Below are 15,055 nucleotides of genomic sequence, written 5' to 3'. Positions count from 1 at the left end.
TTATGAGCAAGTTAATTTTAGTTACTGGTGGATCTAGATCTGGAAAAAGTAGTTTTGCAGAAAGTTTATGTATAAGTAGAGAAAATTCAACAGCATATATAGCAACTTCTACTCCTTTTGATGAGGAGATGAAAGATAGAGTTAAAAAACATAAAGAAAGTAGACCGAGTAATTGGGAAACTTATGAAGTTTTTAAAGATATATATTCGATAATAGATAATTTAGGTAATAAACATCAAACTGTTATTTTGGATTGTGTAACACTATTAGTTAATAATTTGATATTTGACTATGGAATAGATTTTGATAAATGCACACCAGAAGAAACTAATGAGATGGAAAAGTATATAAAACAACAAATTGAAATGCTAATAAATGAAATTAAAAAAACAGATTTATACTTTGTAATAGTAACTAATGAGTTAGGTATGAGTTTAGTGCCTGATAATAAACTTTGTAGAGTATATTCTGATATAGTAGGTAGGATAAATCAGTATATAGCTAAATGTGCTGATGAAGTTTACTTTGTTGTAAGTGGTATACCTATGAAAATTAAGGAGTAGTAATATGAAAAGATTTATAGGAATATTACAGTTTTTAACTAGAATTCCAATTAGAGTCGATATAGGATTTGATGATGAGTTTCATAAAACTATGTACTACTTTCCTTTAGTAGGATTTGTGCTTGGAATTTTATACTTTATAGTTGGACTAGTATCAAGTTTAGTATTTGATAGTTATATAACATCTGTAAATATATTAATAGCAACTGTTGTATTAACAGGAGGATTGCATTTAGATGGAGTAGGGGATACATTTGATGGAATATATAGCTACAGAGATAAAGAAAAAATATTAGAAATAATGAAAGATTCAAGATTGGGAACTAATGCAATGTTATCAGTATTGTTTTTGATTCTTATGAAACTTGGGTTGGTGTATTCTATTGTAGAATCAGGAAATTTATATAACTTAATATTTATGCCTGTATTTGCAAGAATGGCTATTGTAATAGCTTCTTATAAAAGTGTAACACCAAGAAAAAATGGTATGGGGAATGTTTTTATAGGAAAGCCAACTTTAAATATGATTTTAATTGGGATATCATATACAGCAATATTAGTAGCATTTATAGGTTCAGTATTATTTAATTTAGATGTAATAAGTATAATTAAAGTAATAACATTTATACCAGTTATGATTATATTTACTAGAGGTTTTGTTAAATATATATATTCAAAAATAGATGGAATAACAGGAGACATACTTGGATGTACATCCGAACTTGTTGAGGTTGTATATTTAATATTTATATATTTGACATTTGGATTAAAATAAGAGGTGAGATTATGTCAAAGCTTATATTAGTAAGGCATGCAACGACAACTGATAATATAGATGGAAATTTATCTGGGCATATAGATAGTGAGTTAAGTGATTTTGGAAAAAAACAAATACTTAAACTAAATAAATTCTTAGAAAAAGAGAATGTTGATTGCATATATACAACTACATCTACTAGAACTAAGAATACGATAAAGGATATAGCTAAATTTAAAAATTTAGAAATTGTTGAGAGTGAGAATCTTAAAGAAATTAGTTTTGGGGATTTTGAAGGAATGAATTTTGAATATATAAAAAGTAATTTTCCTAAAGAATTTGAAAAAATAATTAAAAATGGATTCGAATACAAATATCCAAATGGGGAAAGTTTAGTAGATTCTTATAATAGAGTCTGTAAAGAAATAAATCATATACTGGATTGTAACAAAAACAAAACTATTTTGATATGTGCTCATGCAGGAACAATAAGAAATATTATTTCTTATTTAATTGGGAATACACATGAGTATCATTGGAATTTTAAAATAGACAATGCATCAGTTAGTATTATAGACATAGTAGATGGATTTTCTGTAATTCATACACTAAATAATACTTTATATTTAACATAAATACATATGAAAATATCATAAAAATAGACATAAATTAGGTTCTTCATTAAAGATTAATAGGGAAAAAGGTTAGAATCCTTTGCAGCCCCCGCTACTGTAATGCTGACGAAACTATTAGACACCACTGTGATTTTACGGGAAGGAATAGGACTAGGATGAAGCTGAGTCAGGAGACCTGCCTAGTTTATGGAAATAAAGTCTTCGGGGTGAAGGATTTTAAAATTGGTTAAGTATATACTTTTTTAAGACCTATCCATCGTGGATAGGTCTTTTTTGCAATTAAAAAACAATATAAATTGGAAAGGAAACTTTTATTATGAGTAAATCATTAATGTTTTTAGGAACAGCTTCTAATGTAGGTAAAAGTACTTTGGCTGCTGGGTTATGCAGAATACTAAAACAAGATGGATATAGTGTAGCACCTTTTAAATCTCAAAATATGGCATTAAATTCATACATAACAAAAGATGGGTTAGAAATGGGGAGAGCACAAGTTACTCAAGCTGAAGCGGCTGGAATTGAACCTGATGTTAGAATGAATCCAATTTTATTAAAACCATCAGGTAAAAATAGATGTCAGGTAATAGTAAATGGAAAAGTTCTTGATAACGTAAGTTCTAGTATATACCACGATTATAAAGAAGACTTAGCCTTAATGTTAAAAAAAACTTATAAAGACTTAAGCGATGAGTATGATGTAATTGTTTTAGAAGGTGCAGGAAGTTGCGCAGAAATCAATTTGAAAGATAGAGATATTGCTAATATGGGAATGGCCGAAATTGCAGATGCACCGGTAGTATTAGTTGCTGATATAGATAGAGGTGGAGTGTTTGCATCTATAGCTGGAACAATGATTTTACTAGAAGAAAAAGAACGAGAAAGAGTTAAAGGTGTTATTATTAATAAATTTAGAGGTACTGTAGAGCTTTTACAATCAGGAATAGATATGCTAGAAGATATTATAAAAGTTCCTGTCATAGGAGTAGTTCCATATAGTGATTTAAATATAGAAGATGAAGACAGTGTAACAGATAGATTTAAAAAACAATTTAAAAAGAATGATGTGAATATAGAGATAATAAGAACACCGTACATGTCTAATTTTACAGACATGCATATGCTAGAGATACAAGAAGATGTAAGTATTAGATATATAGAAAAAGGAGAGTCTTTATCAGATCCAGATATGGTAATAATACCGGGGAGTAAAAATACAATAGAAGATTTAATTTATATAAGAGAAAGTGGATTAGAAAAACAAATAAAAGATTTACAAAAACAAGGAAAATTGATATTTGGAATTTGTGGAGGATATCAGCTTTTAGGTAATAAATTATATGACCCGGAAGGTATAGAGGGATCTATAAAAGAGATTGATGGAATCGGACTTTTAGATATAGAAACTAAGTTTGAAAAAGAAAAAGTTACAACTCAAGTTGAAGCTATTATAAATAAAGATTTAAATGGATACTTAAATTCATTAAGCGATATTAGTGTAAATGGATATGAAATACATATGGGTGAAACAGATATAAAAGGAAAATCACTACTAACAATAACTAAAAAATTAGAAGATAATGTTTCATATCAAGAGGGATGTATAAATGAAGAAGGAAATGTAGTTGGAACGTACATTCACGGTATTTTTGATGATGCTAGTTTTACAAGAGAAATATTAAATTCAATAAGGAAAAATAAAGGATTAGAAGAAAATAAAAGTTCTATAACTTCATTTGAAGAATTTAAAAATAAAGAGTATGACAAGTTAGCAAAAATACTAAGAGAATGTTTAGATATGAAAAAAATATATGAGATTATAAATGGTTAGGTGATAATATGAAAAAAATATTGATAGCAGGAACAAATAGTGGAGTTGGAAAAACTACTATTTCACTGGGAATAATGCAAGCTCTAACTAAAAGAGGCTTAAAAGTTCAACCGTATAAAGTGGGACCAGATTATATAGACCCATCGTATCACACATTCATAACTGGGAGAGACTCAAGAAATTTAGATTCATATATGTTGGAAGATGAAAAAATTAAATATATAGTAAATGAAGCATCAGAGGAAGCTGATATATCGGTAATAGAAGGGGTTATGGGATTGTATGATGGATTTGGTATAGATTTAGATGCATGTACAAGTTCATATACTTCTAAATTATTAAAGGCTCCAGTTATATTGGTTATAAACGGAAAGGCTATGTCTTCTTCAGCAGCAGCTATGGTTCTTGGATATAAAGAATTAGATAAAAATGTAAATATAAAAGGTGTAGTAGTAAACAATGTAAAAACAAAAGGTCACTATGAACTTATAAAAGGAGCTATAGAGAAATATTGTAATACTGAAGTATTAGGTTATTTTCCACCTAATGAAAAATTTTCTTTAGAGTCTAGGCACTTAGGTTTAATTCCAAGTGTTGAAATGGAATCTTTAAAAGAAAAATTTAGTGATTTAGGAGATGAGATAGAAAAATACATAGATATAGATAGACTAATTGAAATTTCAGAAAGTGAATCAGTAAAAAGCAATTTTGATTTAAAAGATTTACCAAGGTTTGAAAATAAAAAAGTAGCTATAGCTTATGATAAAGCATTTAATTTTTATTATAAAGAAAACATAGAACTATTAGAACATATGGGGTGTGAAATTGTTAAATTTAGTCCTCTTAATGATAAGAAGGTTCCTGAAGCAGACTGTATATACATTGGAGGTGGGTTTCCAGAAATATTTGCAAAAGAGTTGCATTTAAATGAAAGTATGAGATTATCTATAAAAAATGCACATGAAAAAAATATACCTATATATGCTGAATGTGGTGGGCTTATGTATTTAGGGGAAAAGCTGAAAGATTCAGATGAAAATATTTATAATATGGTAGGAATATTTAAAGGAACTAGCGAAATGACAACTTCGCTTAAAAGGTTTGGATATTGTGATGGGATAGCTAAGGAAGATACAATTCTTTCCAATGAAGGAGAAATTATAAAAGGACATGAATTCCATCACTCAGAATTTAAAAGTGATGAAAACTGTGCCTATAAAATGATTAAAAAAAGAGGCAATAAAATTGTAGATGAATGGGATGGAGGATATTCAAAAGGTAATACCTTAGCTACATATTTACATACTCATTTTTATAATAATTTAGATTCAATAATAAAATTTAGAGGTGATAGAAATGAGTAAATTAATAATTTTAGTAATGGTTATAGCTTATCTACTGGATTTGATTATAGGAGATCCATATTCTTTTCCACATCCGGTTAGATTTATTGGAAATCTTATAAGGTTTACAGAAGGAAAAATAAGAAAAATTTTTAAATCAAAAAATCAATTGAAAATAGGGGGATTCCTACTTTGGATTATAACAGTAGGATTTACAGCATTAGTAACAGGTTTAATTTTAAATTTACTTTGTATAAATAATATTTTTTATGTGATTATAGCATCAATAATATTATATACAACATTATCAACAAAGTGTTTAGCGGATGAAGCAAAAAAAATATATGAAGTTTTAAAAACTGGAGATATTGAAAAATCTAGAAAACAACTATCTTATATAGTTGGAAGAGATACAACCAGTTTAAGTGAAAATGAAATAATAAGAGCGACTGTTGAAACTGTAGCTGAAAATACAGTAGATGGAATAATTTCACCTATGATGTATGGCTTTATCGGAGGACCTGTTCTTGCAATGGCTTATAAAGCTATAAATACATTAGACTCAATGGTTGGATATAAAAATGAAAAGTATGGAGACATAGGATTTGCGTCTGCAAAGATTGATGATATAGCAAACTTTATACCCGCTAGAATAACACCATTTTTCATGATGATAGCAAGTTTTATATTAGGATTTAACTCTAAAAAAAGTATCAAAATAGCTATGAGAGATAGAAAAAACCACAAAAGTCCAAATTGTGCATATGCAGAAGGTGCAGTAGCAGGTGCTTTAGAAGTACAACTAGGAGGAACAAACATGTACTTTGGAGAAAAGGTTTATAAACCTACTATAGGGGATAAAGATAGAGAGTTAGAAGCTGAAGATATATTAAGAACAAATAAAATAATGTATTTGACGTCATTTATAGCTTTAGTTATATTTTCAATAATTACTTATATAGTACTTTAAGATAGAGGGTGGAAATCATGAAAGACCTTGGACATGGAGCAAACGTAGAAGATATGTGTAGAGCTTATAAAAAAAATCCAAAAGATATTATAGATTTTAGTTCTAATATAAATCCATATTTAATACCAAATTTAGATAAATATATATTAGAAGGGCTAAGCGTATGCAATAAATATCCTGATATAAGCTATAAAAGCCTGAGAGAAAATATAGCTAGATATTTAAATGTAGATAGCTATAATATAATACCAGGAAATGGAGCTACTGAAATAATATATCTGTTAATGAAAAGTATAGGTAAAAGGATAGCTATTTTGAACCCAACTTTCTCAGAATATGAGAGAAGCGCAAATTTAAGTGGGCTAGAAGTTTTAAATTTATATCTAAATAAGGATACCAATTTTGAACTTGATTTAAATTATATAAATGAAAACATAGATAAATTTGATAGTTTATTTATATGTAATCCATCAAATCCTATTGGAAAAACATATGATTTAAGTTCACTAGTAGAACTTCTAAAAAAGCACAATAAATTGCTTATAGTAGATGAAACTTTTATGGAATTTGCAGAAAATGAAGAAAATTATAGTCTCATAAAACATATTAAAGAAAATGAAAATATTTTTATAATAAAGGCTATAACTAAGTTTTTTGGAATTCCAGGTATAAGGCTAGGATATGGAGTATGTAGCAATCAAAACATTTTAGATAAGATGTATGAAATTAAAGAACCATGGACTATAAACTCTTTTGCAGATATTATTTCAAATTATATATTTAAAGATGAAGAATATATCAAAAATAGCAAAGGATTTTTTATAAAAGAAAGAGCATATGTTTTAAAAGAATTACGAGATATAAAAGCAATTAAGGCGTATGATACAAATACAAATTTTATTTTAATAAAATTGCTAAATACAACAGCAAGTAAATTAAAAGAAAAATTATTTCTAGAAGGAAACATACTCATTAGAGATGCATCTAATTTTAGAAATTTAGATGAAAGTTATATTAGGATAGCGATAAAAAGTCATTCAGAAAATAAAAAAATATTAAGCCAATTAAATAAAATTCTAGGAGAATAGGATGAAATCATATGGAATATGCCCAGCATCTTGTGGAGAGTTTGTGCAAGGTATGATAAAAGAAAAAGAATACTTATCATCTTATGCAATTAATCGATTTTCTAAAGTGACATTAGAAGAAAAAATTAGTGATGTAAATAGAGGACCATTAAAAGCAAGAAAAGCTATGGAAGAGGTATTTAGATATTTTAATTTGCCTAAGAATGACTTGAAAAATATATCTATAGATATAAAAAGCGAGATACCTATAAGCAAAGGTATGGCAAGTTCTACTGCAGATATAGGAGCTACCATAAGAGCAACACTAAACCTTATAGGAAGAGATTTAAGTGAGTATGATATATCAAAGCTTGCAACAAAAATTGAACCTACAGATTCTATATATCTAAAAGAAAACACTATATTTAATCCGTTAGATGCAAGTGTTGTAAAAAAATTGGGATGTTTCAATACTGGAAAAGTATTGATATTAGAGCCCAATGATAAATTAAGCACTAAGCACATAAGAAAAAAGGAAAATTACACAAAACTTAAAAGACAAAATAAGTACATAATTGAATATGCCTTTAAACTACTGGAACAAGGAATAAAGAATAATGATTTAAATTTAATAGGACAAGCATGCAATATAAGTAGTGTTGCAAATGAAAATATTCATAAGAAAAAATACTTAAGTGAAATAATGGATATTTCAAAAGAGTATGGGGCTTGTGGGGTTAATATAGCTCACAGTGGAACAGTTATAGGTATATTGCTTGAATGTGATATGGATGAAAGTAAAATAGTAGAGAAAATAGTAGAGAAGAAAATAGATAAAAAATACAAAAAAATATACACAGCAAATATAATAGCTGGGGGACTTAGGAGTGAATAACTATGGAATACATTAAAAATCCTATGATGATAGAGACTAAGAGTTTTGAAATAATTCAAGGCATAATTGATGAGATACGACCTGAATACGAATTTAAAAATGAGCTAGAAGAAAAAATAATAAAAAGAGCTATACATACAACTGCTGACTTCGAGTATTTAGATATATTAAAAATATCTGAAGATGTAGTCGAAAATATTATAAGTGCTTTGAAAGAAAATGCAACTATATACACTGATACTAACATGGCTTTAAGTGGCATAAATAAAAAAAGATTAGAGGCATTAGGTTGTAAGTACAAATGTTTTGTAAGTGATGAAAAAGTAGCGGATTTTGCAAAACAAAAAGGTATAACAAGATCTATGGCAGCAGTGGAAGTTGCAGCAAAAGAAGAAGGTAAAAAAATATTTGTACTTGGAAATGCGCCAACTGCTTTATATAAAGTTATAGAAATGCATAATTCAAAAGAATTGAATGTTGAAGCTGTAGTGGGAGTACCTGTAGGATTTGTAGGAGCAGCTGAATCTAAAGATGAGTTAGAAAAAACAGATATTCCTTACATAATATCAAAAGGTAGAAAAGGTGGAAGCAACTTAGCAGCAGCAATAATAAATGCAATACTATACTCTATGTAAGGACGATATTATGGAAGAATATGTTTATATAGATGGGAAAAAATACAAACGAGGATATACTACTGGATCATGTGCAACAGGTGCAGCTAAAGCGGCCACATATATGATTTTAACTAAGGAAACATTAGAAACTGTAAATATAGATACCCCTAAGGGAATTCCATTAAATTTAAAAGTGGAGAATGTAGATATAAATAATGATTTTGCACAATGTTCCATTCAAAAAGATGGAGGCGATGATATAGATGCAACTCATAAAATGCATATATATGCTAAAGCTGAACTTATTGATTCGAATGAAATAATAATAGATGGTGGAATTGGGATTGGAAGGGTAACTAAAAAAGGCTTAGGAATAGAAATTGGAAAAGCTGCAATAAATAAAACGCCTATATCCATGATACAAAGTGAGGTTAGAAAAGTAATAGGAGATACAAAGGGAGTTAAAATAACTATATTTGCCCCAGAGGGAGAAACTATTGCTAAAAAAACTTTTAATCCAAGACTTGGAATTGTAGGAGGTATATCTATAATAGGAACAACGGGTATAGTTGAGCCAATGAGTGATGAAGGATGGAAGAAATCTTTATCAATAGAACTAGAGATGAAAAAAGCTCAGGGAATGGATAAAGTTATTTTGGTACCAGGTAACCATGGAGAAATGTTTATAAAAGAAAGCTTAGGTATTGATTCAAAGTATATAGTTAGGACCAGTAATTTTATTGGATATATGTTGAAAGAAGCTCAACGTATTGGATTTAAAAAAATTCTAATGGCTGGACATTTAGGCAAATATGTAAAGATAGCTGGCGGAATATTTAATACACATAGCAAAGTTGCAGATGCTAGAAATGAAATTTTAATAGCAAATTTAGCTTTAATGAATGCGCCTTTTGAATTGATAAATAAGGTAAATGAATGTTTAACAACAGAAGAATTTATAGAGATATTAGAAGATGATAAGTATAAAAAATATAAAGAAATTTATAACATACTTTCTGAAAAATGTAAAAAAAGAATTGATATATATATGAATGATGATGAAATAGATATTGATGTAATGATTTTTTCTATGGAGAAAAAACTGTTAGGAGAGTCGAAAAAAGCTGGCGATTTAAAGGAGGTATTTTATGATTAATATTATAGGTCTAGGGCCTGGTAACATAGGATACTGCACCAAATTAGGAGAAAAGTTAATATATAACTCAGAGATATTGATAGGTGGAAAAAGAAATTTAGATAGTGTAAACGATTTTGAAGGAACTAAGATTGAACTAGGGAGTAACTTGAAAGAAATTGTAGATTATCTAAAAGCAAATAAGGATAAAAATATATCTATTATAGCATCAGGAGATCCATCTATATATGGTATAGGAAAGTACTTATCTAAAAATATAGATAATAAAAATTTAAATATTGTGTCGGGTATAAGTTCTATGCAATATATATTTTCAAGGATACATACTGATATGAATGATTTATATATAACTAGTAGTCATGGGAAAATTCCTAACTTTGACTATATATTACAACATAAAAAAGTATGTATGGTAACTGATAATAAAATAGGTCCAAATGAAATCGCTAAAGAAATACTACAAAGGAATTTAAAAAAGATTATGGTTGTAGGTGAAAATTTATCATATGAAAATGAAAGAATTACTACAGCACCTCCAGAGGAAATTTTAAAGATAGAAAAATTTGATATGAATGTAGTGGTGATACTCGATGAAAAATAGTGAATTTATAACAGGAAATGTCCCAATAACAAAGGAAGAAGTAAGAGCAATTTCTATAAACAAGCTTGATTTAAAAAATAAGCATACATTTTTAGATATTGGGGCAGGAACAGGGAGTGTAAGTGTAGAGGTAGCTTATAACTACCCAAATATTGATGTAATATCCATAGAATGCAAAGATAAAGCTATTGAATTAATAAATCAAAATATAGAGAAATTTAATCTAAATAATGTAGAAGTTATAAAAGGATATGCACCTATAGATATAGGTAAAAAAGTAGATTCAATATTTATTGGAGGCAGCGGACCTAACTTAAATGAAATTTTAAATTGGGCTAAAGAAAATCTAAATGAAAAAGGAACTTTAGTAGCTAACTTCATAATAATTGATACTTTTTATAAAACTTTAAATATGTTAAAAGAATTAGGTTTTGAAGATATAGAAGCTACTATGCTAAATGTAGCAAAATTAGAACCGCTAGGAAAAGGTGAGTATTTCAAACCTTTAAATCCAATATATATAATATCTTGTAAAAAGGGAGAGTAAGATTATGAATAAAGTACATTTTGTAGGAGCAGGACCAGGAGATAAGGATTTAATAACATTAAAAGGATACAAGTTATTAAGTGAAGCTGATGTAGTTATATATGCAGGATCATTAGTAAATCCAGCTTTACTAGAATATTGTAAAGAAGGTTGTGAAATTCATAATAGTGCATCAATGGATTTAAATCAAATAATAAATGTTATGAAAGATGGAATACAAAGTAATAAAAAGGTAGTAAGACTTCAAACTGGAGATTTTTCAATATATGGTTCTATAAGAGAGCAAGTTGAAGAATTAGCAAACTTAGAAATAGAGTATGATTGTACACCTGGAGTTAGTTCTTTCTTAGGAGCGGCATCTGCACTAGGAGTAGAGTATACTGTTCCAGAAATATCGCAAAGTGTAGTTATTACAAGAATGGAAGGAAGAACTCCGGTTCCAGAAAAAGAGAGTATAGAATCTTTTGCTAAGCACCAAACATCGATGGCTATATTTTTATCAGTTCATGATATAGAAAAAGTAGTAGAAAGATTGAATGAAGGAGGGTATCCAATGGATACACCTATAGCTGTTGTTTATAAAGCTACTTGGCCAGAAGAAAAAATTGTAAAAGGAACTTTAGAAACTATAGCACAAAAAGTTAAAGAAAATGAAATAAGTAAAACAGCATTAATATTAGTAGGTAGATTCTTGGGTGAAGAATATAAAAACTCTAAGTTATATGACAAGGATTTTAAACATGAATATAGAAAGTAAAATTGCTTTTATATGTGTTACAAAAAATGCTATGAATTTAGCTGTTAATATAAGAAATATTATGGAAGATGGAGATGTCTATATAACAGAAAAGCTTTTATATAATTTAGATAAAAATACACAATCATTAAATGTTATAGAAGGTAAGCTATCCGATTTTATGCCAAAGCTTTTTAGAAATTATGAAGTTTTAATATTTATAATGGCTACAGGTATAGTAGTGAGGTCTATAGCAAATGAAATAAAAAGTAAATTTGATGACCCAGCAATACTAGTAATAGATGATAAAGGTAAAAATGTAATAAGTTTACTTAGTGGCCATATGGGTGGAGCAAATGAAATGACAAACTATATAAGCAGCCTTATAGGAGCAAATCCAGTTATAACTACAGCAACCGATATAAATGGAAAAACTTCATTAGATATGATAGCTAAAAAATTAAATGCACATATAGATAATTTTAGAGAAAATGTAAAACAAGTTAATTCATTATTAGTAAATGATGGAAGCGTTGGACTCTTTATAGATGGAGATTATAACGTTGATACTAGAGGATTAATAACCATTAAAAATATTAATGGATTCCATAGGCATGATAAATTAGATAAAATTATTTATATAACTAATAAAAGTGCAACGGAAATTGAAGATGAACGAATTATAAAGGTTGTTCCTAGAGATATTGTAATAGGAATGGGATGTAGAAGAGATACAGCTTATGATGATATAAAGACTGCATTAGAAGATTTATTAAATAAATTTAATTTAGATAAAAAATCTATAGCAAAAATCGGAAGCGTAGAAGTTAAGAAAGATGAAAAAGGAATTATTGAGTTAGCTAAGCAATTAAATATACCTTTTGAAATTATTACTATAGAAGAAATTAAAGAGATTGAACATAAATTTCAGAAATCAGATTTTGTAAAAAAGAGCATAGGTGTTTACTGTGTAGCGGAACCAGTAGCCTATATATTAAGCAATAAAAACCTTATAGTTGAAAAACATAAATATAAGGGAATAACTTTTTCGATAGGGAGATTGAGCGTATGATTTATGTAATAGGTATAGGACCTGGAAGTAAAGATATGATGACTGTTGAAGCTATAGAAGCTATGAAAAGCAGTGATGTTGTAGTTGGATACAAAACGTATATAAATTTAGTTACTGAATTTATTAAAGATAAAGAAGTAGTACAAAATGGAATGAGACAAGAAATAGATAGATGTAAACAAGCAGTAGAAATTGCTAAACAAGGAAAAAATGTTGCTGTAATAAGTAGTGGAGATGCAGGAATATATGGTATGGCAGGGTTAATATTAGAATTAACAACACAAGAAGAAGATATAAAAGTAAAGGTTGTTCCAGGAGTGACTGCTAGTATAGGTGCAGCAGCAATATTAGGAGCACCGATAATGCATGATTTTTGCCATATAAGTTTAAGTGACTTATTAACTCCTTGGGAAGTTATAGAAAAAAGGTTAAGATTAGCTGCAGAAGCTGATTTTGTAATTTGTCTATATAATCCAAGAAGTAAAGGAAGAAGTGAACATTTAAATAAAGCATTTAAAATAATGAGTGAATTTAAAGATGGAAAAACTCCAGTTGGAATTGTAAAAGATGTAGGAAGAGAAAAAGAAGAAAAATTTGTATGTACATTCGAAACTATGGATTTTGAAAGAGTTGATATGACTACTATGGTTATTATAGGAAACAAATCTACTTTTATACATGAAGACTTAATGATAACGCCTAGAGGTTATAATATATGATTTTAGTTTTAGGAGGAACATCTGATAGCATAAAAGTTTGTAATCTACTAAATAGTCTAAAAAAAGATTATATAGTTTCTGTAACTACTAACTATGGAGCTGACTTAGCTAGTAAGTGTGCTGAAAATATAGTAATTAAGAGAATGGATAGAGACTATATGACTAAGTTTATGAAAGATAACAAAATAAGTTTAGTGATAGATTCAACGCATCCATATGCAATAGAAGTATCAAAAAATGCTATCGAAGTTTCAGATTTTTTAGGAATAAAATATTTGAGATATGAAAGAAAATCTCTTTTAGATAATTTAAATTATGAAAAGGTAGTAGAAGTAAAAAGTGTTGAAGAGGCTTATCAAAAAGCAAATGAATTAGGTAGTAATATATTTTTAGGAACGGGAAGTAAAACTATAGGCGAGTTTGTAAAAAATCTTAAAAATAAAAATATAGTAGCAAGAGTTTTGCCAACAAGTGATGTAATTAAGATGTGTGAAGATGTAGGGTTGAATGCAGATAATATAATAGCTATGAAGGGACCTTTTAGTGAAGCTATAAACGAGCAAATGTATAAACACTACGATATAGACTTAGTTATAACAAAAGAAAGTGGTATAGAAGGTGGATTTTTAGAAAAAGTGAATGCAGCTAAGAATTTAAATATACCGGTAGTAGTTATAGTAAGAGAAAAGGTAAATTATAAGACAGTAGTTAATGAAATAGAAAATATAACGAATTTCATAGTGGAGGATTAAAAGTGAAAAAAGCAATTTTAGTTGTTAGTTTTGGGACAAGTTACAAAGAAACAAGAGAAAAAACTATAGAGGTATGTGAACGTAAGATAAAAGAGGCATTTAAAGAATATGACTTTTTTAGAGCGTTTACATCAAATATGATAATAAGAAAATTAAAAAATAGAGACAACATACACATAGAAAACCCAATAGAAGCACTGGATAGATTGTATGCTGAGGGATATGAAGAAGTAATAGTTCAAACTTTACACATAATTTGTGGTGAGGAATATACAAAGTTAAAAAAACAAATAAGTGAATATGATGATAAGTTTGAAAAAATAACATTAGGAAGACCACTTTTAAGTCAAATTGACGATTATAAGGAAACAGTAGAAGCTTTAAAGTTACAAATACCAAAATTAGAAGAAGATGAAGCTATTGTTCTTATGGGACATGGAACAGAACATGAAGCTCATAGTGCTTATCCAGCATTAGATTATATGCTAAAGCAAGAAAACATTAAAGCATATGTTGGGACTGTTGAAGGTTACCCTGAAATAGATGAAGTCATAGTTAATCTTAAAAAAGATAAAGTTTCAAAAGTAAGGCTAATGCCCTTTATGTTGGTTGCAGGAGATCATGCAATAAATGATATGGCCGGAGATGAAGATGACTCTTGGAATTCAATATTAATAAAAAATGGATTTAAAACAGAAATACATTTAAAGGGATTAGGAGAAAATGAAGCAATTCAAAATAAATTTGTAAAGCATGCATTAGATTGTGTAGAGGCTTTAAATGGGGGAGGAAATTAA

Annotated in this window: 17 protein-coding genes and 1 riboswitch; all 17 genes read left to right on the top strand. The window is 28.3% G+C overall.

The window, feature by feature from the left end; all coding sequences use genetic code 11:
- Positions 1 to 2 precede the first annotated feature (2 nt).
- The 17 genes from cobU to KXZ80_RS14480 all read left to right on the top strand — a co-directional run bounded on the left by cobU (position 3) and on the right by KXZ80_RS14480 (position 15,055).
- A complete protein-coding gene (cobU, locus tag KXZ80_RS14560; protein WP_021431524.1) occupies positions 3 to 563 on the top strand; it encodes a bifunctional adenosylcobinamide kinase/adenosylcobinamide-phosphate guanylyltransferase in 561 nt (186 codons plus the stop codon).
- Positions 564 to 567: 4 nt separating this feature from the next.
- Positions 568 to 1,338: an adenosylcobinamide-GDP ribazoletransferase gene (gene cobS, locus KXZ80_RS14555; RefSeq protein ID WP_021431525.1), complete on the top strand. Its 771-nt coding sequence runs from the start codon at positions 568 to 570 to the stop codon at positions 1,336 to 1,338.
- Between the two features lie 11 nt (positions 1,339 to 1,349).
- Complete coding sequence (locus tag KXZ80_RS14550) at positions 1,350 to 1,955, top strand: histidine phosphatase family protein (protein WP_021431526.1); 606 nt, start codon at positions 1,350 to 1,352, stop codon at positions 1,953 to 1,955.
- A 19-nt stretch (positions 1,956 to 1,974) separates the two neighbouring features.
- Positions 1,975 to 2,152, top strand: a riboswitch (cobalamin riboswitch).
- A gap of 119 nt (positions 2,153 to 2,271) precedes the next feature.
- Positions 2,272 to 3,783, top strand: coding sequence for a cobyric acid synthase (locus KXZ80_RS14545; protein ID WP_021431527.1), 1,512 nt, complete (start codon positions 2,272 to 2,274; stop codon positions 3,781 to 3,783).
- Between the two features lie 8 nt (positions 3,784 to 3,791).
- A complete protein-coding gene (locus tag KXZ80_RS14540; RefSeq protein WP_021431528.1) occupies positions 3,792 to 5,147 on the top strand; it encodes a cobyrinate a,c-diamide synthase in 1,356 nt (451 codons plus the stop codon).
- Positions 5,140 to 6,096 (top strand): cobalamin biosynthesis protein, encoded by a 957-nt coding sequence (locus KXZ80_RS14535; RefSeq protein WP_021431529.1) that lies wholly within the window; start codon positions 5,140 to 5,142, stop codon positions 6,094 to 6,096. Before KXZ80_RS14540 ends, KXZ80_RS14535 begins: the two co-directional genes overlap by 8 nt.
- Positions 6,097 to 6,113: 17 nt before the next feature.
- Complete coding sequence (locus KXZ80_RS14530) at positions 6,114 to 7,184, top strand: pyridoxal phosphate-dependent aminotransferase (RefSeq protein WP_021431530.1); 1,071 nt, start codon at positions 6,114 to 6,116, stop codon at positions 7,182 to 7,184.
- Position 7,185: 1 nt separating this feature from the next.
- Positions 7,186 to 8,058, top strand: a complete 873-nt coding sequence (locus KXZ80_RS14525) for a GHMP family kinase ATP-binding protein (protein ID WP_021431531.1) — start codon at positions 7,186 to 7,188, stop codon at positions 8,056 to 8,058.
- A gap of 2 nt (positions 8,059 to 8,060) precedes the next feature.
- Entirely contained in the window at positions 8,061 to 8,693 is a 633-nt protein-coding gene (locus KXZ80_RS14520; RefSeq protein WP_021431532.1) for a cobalt-precorrin-8 methylmutase, read from the top strand.
- Positions 8,694 to 8,703: 10 nt separating this feature from the next.
- Positions 8,704 to 9,831 carry a cobalt-precorrin-5B (C(1))-methyltransferase CbiD gene (gene cbiD, locus KXZ80_RS14515; protein ID WP_021431533.1) on the top strand — a complete coding sequence of 376 codons (1,128 nt, stop codon included), beginning with the start codon at positions 8,704 to 8,706 and terminating at the stop codon, positions 9,829 to 9,831.
- Positions 9,824 to 10,432 (top strand): cobalt-precorrin-7 (C(5))-methyltransferase, encoded by a 609-nt coding sequence (locus KXZ80_RS14510; RefSeq protein ID WP_021431534.1) that lies wholly within the window; start codon positions 9,824 to 9,826, stop codon positions 10,430 to 10,432. The genes cbiD and KXZ80_RS14510 overlap by 8 nt, the downstream gene beginning before the upstream one ends.
- Entirely contained in the window at positions 10,422 to 10,979 is a 558-nt protein-coding gene (locus KXZ80_RS14505; protein ID WP_021431535.1) for a decarboxylating cobalt-precorrin-6B (C(15))-methyltransferase, read from the top strand. Before KXZ80_RS14510 ends, KXZ80_RS14505 begins: the two co-directional genes overlap by 11 nt.
- Before the next feature lie 4 nt (positions 10,980 to 10,983).
- Positions 10,984 to 11,736 (top strand): cobalt-precorrin-4 methyltransferase, encoded by a 753-nt coding sequence (locus tag KXZ80_RS14500; RefSeq protein WP_021431536.1) that lies wholly within the window; start codon positions 10,984 to 10,986, stop codon positions 11,734 to 11,736.
- Positions 11,702 to 12,787 carry a cobalt-precorrin 5A hydrolase gene (gene cbiG, locus KXZ80_RS14495; protein WP_226883741.1) on the top strand — a complete coding sequence of 362 codons (1,086 nt, stop codon included), beginning with the start codon at positions 11,702 to 11,704 and terminating at the stop codon, positions 12,785 to 12,787. Before KXZ80_RS14500 ends, cbiG begins: the two co-directional genes overlap by 35 nt.
- A complete protein-coding gene (gene cobJ, locus KXZ80_RS14490; protein WP_021431538.1) occupies positions 12,784 to 13,506 on the top strand; it encodes a precorrin-3B C(17)-methyltransferase in 723 nt (240 codons plus the stop codon). The genes cbiG and cobJ overlap by 4 nt, the downstream gene beginning before the upstream one ends.
- Positions 13,503 to 14,258, top strand: a complete 756-nt coding sequence (locus tag KXZ80_RS14485; RefSeq protein ID WP_021431539.1) for a cobalt-precorrin-6A reductase — start codon at positions 13,503 to 13,505, stop codon at positions 14,256 to 14,258. Before cobJ ends, KXZ80_RS14485 begins: the two co-directional genes overlap by 4 nt.
- 2 nt (positions 14,259 to 14,260) lie before the next feature.
- On the top strand, positions 14,261 to 15,055 hold the full coding sequence (locus KXZ80_RS14480) for a sirohydrochlorin cobaltochelatase (RefSeq protein ID WP_021431540.1): 795 nt from the start codon (positions 14,261 to 14,263) through the stop codon (positions 15,053 to 15,055).

This window comes from Paraclostridium bifermentans (genome assembly GCF_019916025.1).
GTDB lineage: Bacteria > Bacillota > Clostridia > Peptostreptococcales > Peptostreptococcaceae > Paraclostridium > Paraclostridium bifermentans.
The sequence above is the reverse complement of the archived record's forward strand: the minus strand, read 5'-3'. Positions and strand labels throughout refer to the sequence as shown.

What these genes read in the sequence shown, in the direction of transcription:
- cobU (WP_021431524.1), top strand. Translation starts at nt 3, where the DNA reads ATGAGCAAGTTAATTTTAGTTACTGGTGGATCTAGATCTGGAAAAAGT.
- cobS (WP_021431525.1), top strand. Translation starts at nt 568, where the DNA reads ATGAAAAGATTTATAGGAATATTACAGTTTTTAACTAGAATTCCAATT.
- KXZ80_RS14550 (WP_021431526.1), top strand. Translation starts at nt 1,350, where the DNA reads ATGTCAAAGCTTATATTAGTAAGGCATGCAACGACAACTGATAATATA.
- KXZ80_RS14545 (WP_021431527.1), top strand. Translation starts at nt 2,272, where the DNA reads ATGAGTAAATCATTAATGTTTTTAGGAACAGCTTCTAATGTAGGTAAA.
- KXZ80_RS14540 (WP_021431528.1), top strand. Translation starts at nt 3,792, where the DNA reads ATGAAAAAAATATTGATAGCAGGAACAAATAGTGGAGTTGGAAAAACT.
- KXZ80_RS14535 (WP_021431529.1), top strand. Translation starts at nt 5,140, where the DNA reads ATGAGTAAATTAATAATTTTAGTAATGGTTATAGCTTATCTACTGGAT.
- KXZ80_RS14530 (WP_021431530.1), top strand. Translation starts at nt 6,114, where the DNA reads ATGAAAGACCTTGGACATGGAGCAAACGTAGAAGATATGTGTAGAGCT.
- KXZ80_RS14525 (WP_021431531.1), top strand. Translation starts at nt 7,186, where the DNA reads ATGAAATCATATGGAATATGCCCAGCATCTTGTGGAGAGTTTGTGCAA.
- KXZ80_RS14520 (WP_021431532.1), top strand. Translation starts at nt 8,061, where the DNA reads ATGGAATACATTAAAAATCCTATGATGATAGAGACTAAGAGTTTTGAA.
- cbiD (WP_021431533.1), top strand. Translation starts at nt 8,704, where the DNA reads ATGGAAGAATATGTTTATATAGATGGGAAAAAATACAAACGAGGATAT.
- KXZ80_RS14510 (WP_021431534.1), top strand. Translation starts at nt 9,824, where the DNA reads ATGATTAATATTATAGGTCTAGGGCCTGGTAACATAGGATACTGCACC.
- KXZ80_RS14505 (WP_021431535.1), top strand. Translation starts at nt 10,422, where the DNA reads ATGAAAAATAGTGAATTTATAACAGGAAATGTCCCAATAACAAAGGAA.
- KXZ80_RS14500 (WP_021431536.1), top strand. Translation starts at nt 10,984, where the DNA reads ATGAATAAAGTACATTTTGTAGGAGCAGGACCAGGAGATAAGGATTTA.
- cbiG (WP_226883741.1), top strand. Translation starts at nt 11,702, where the DNA reads ATGACAAGGATTTTAAACATGAATATAGAAAGTAAAATTGCTTTTATA.
- cobJ (WP_021431538.1), top strand. Translation starts at nt 12,784, where the DNA reads ATGATTTATGTAATAGGTATAGGACCTGGAAGTAAAGATATGATGACT.
- KXZ80_RS14485 (WP_021431539.1), top strand. Translation starts at nt 13,503, where the DNA reads ATGATTTTAGTTTTAGGAGGAACATCTGATAGCATAAAAGTTTGTAAT.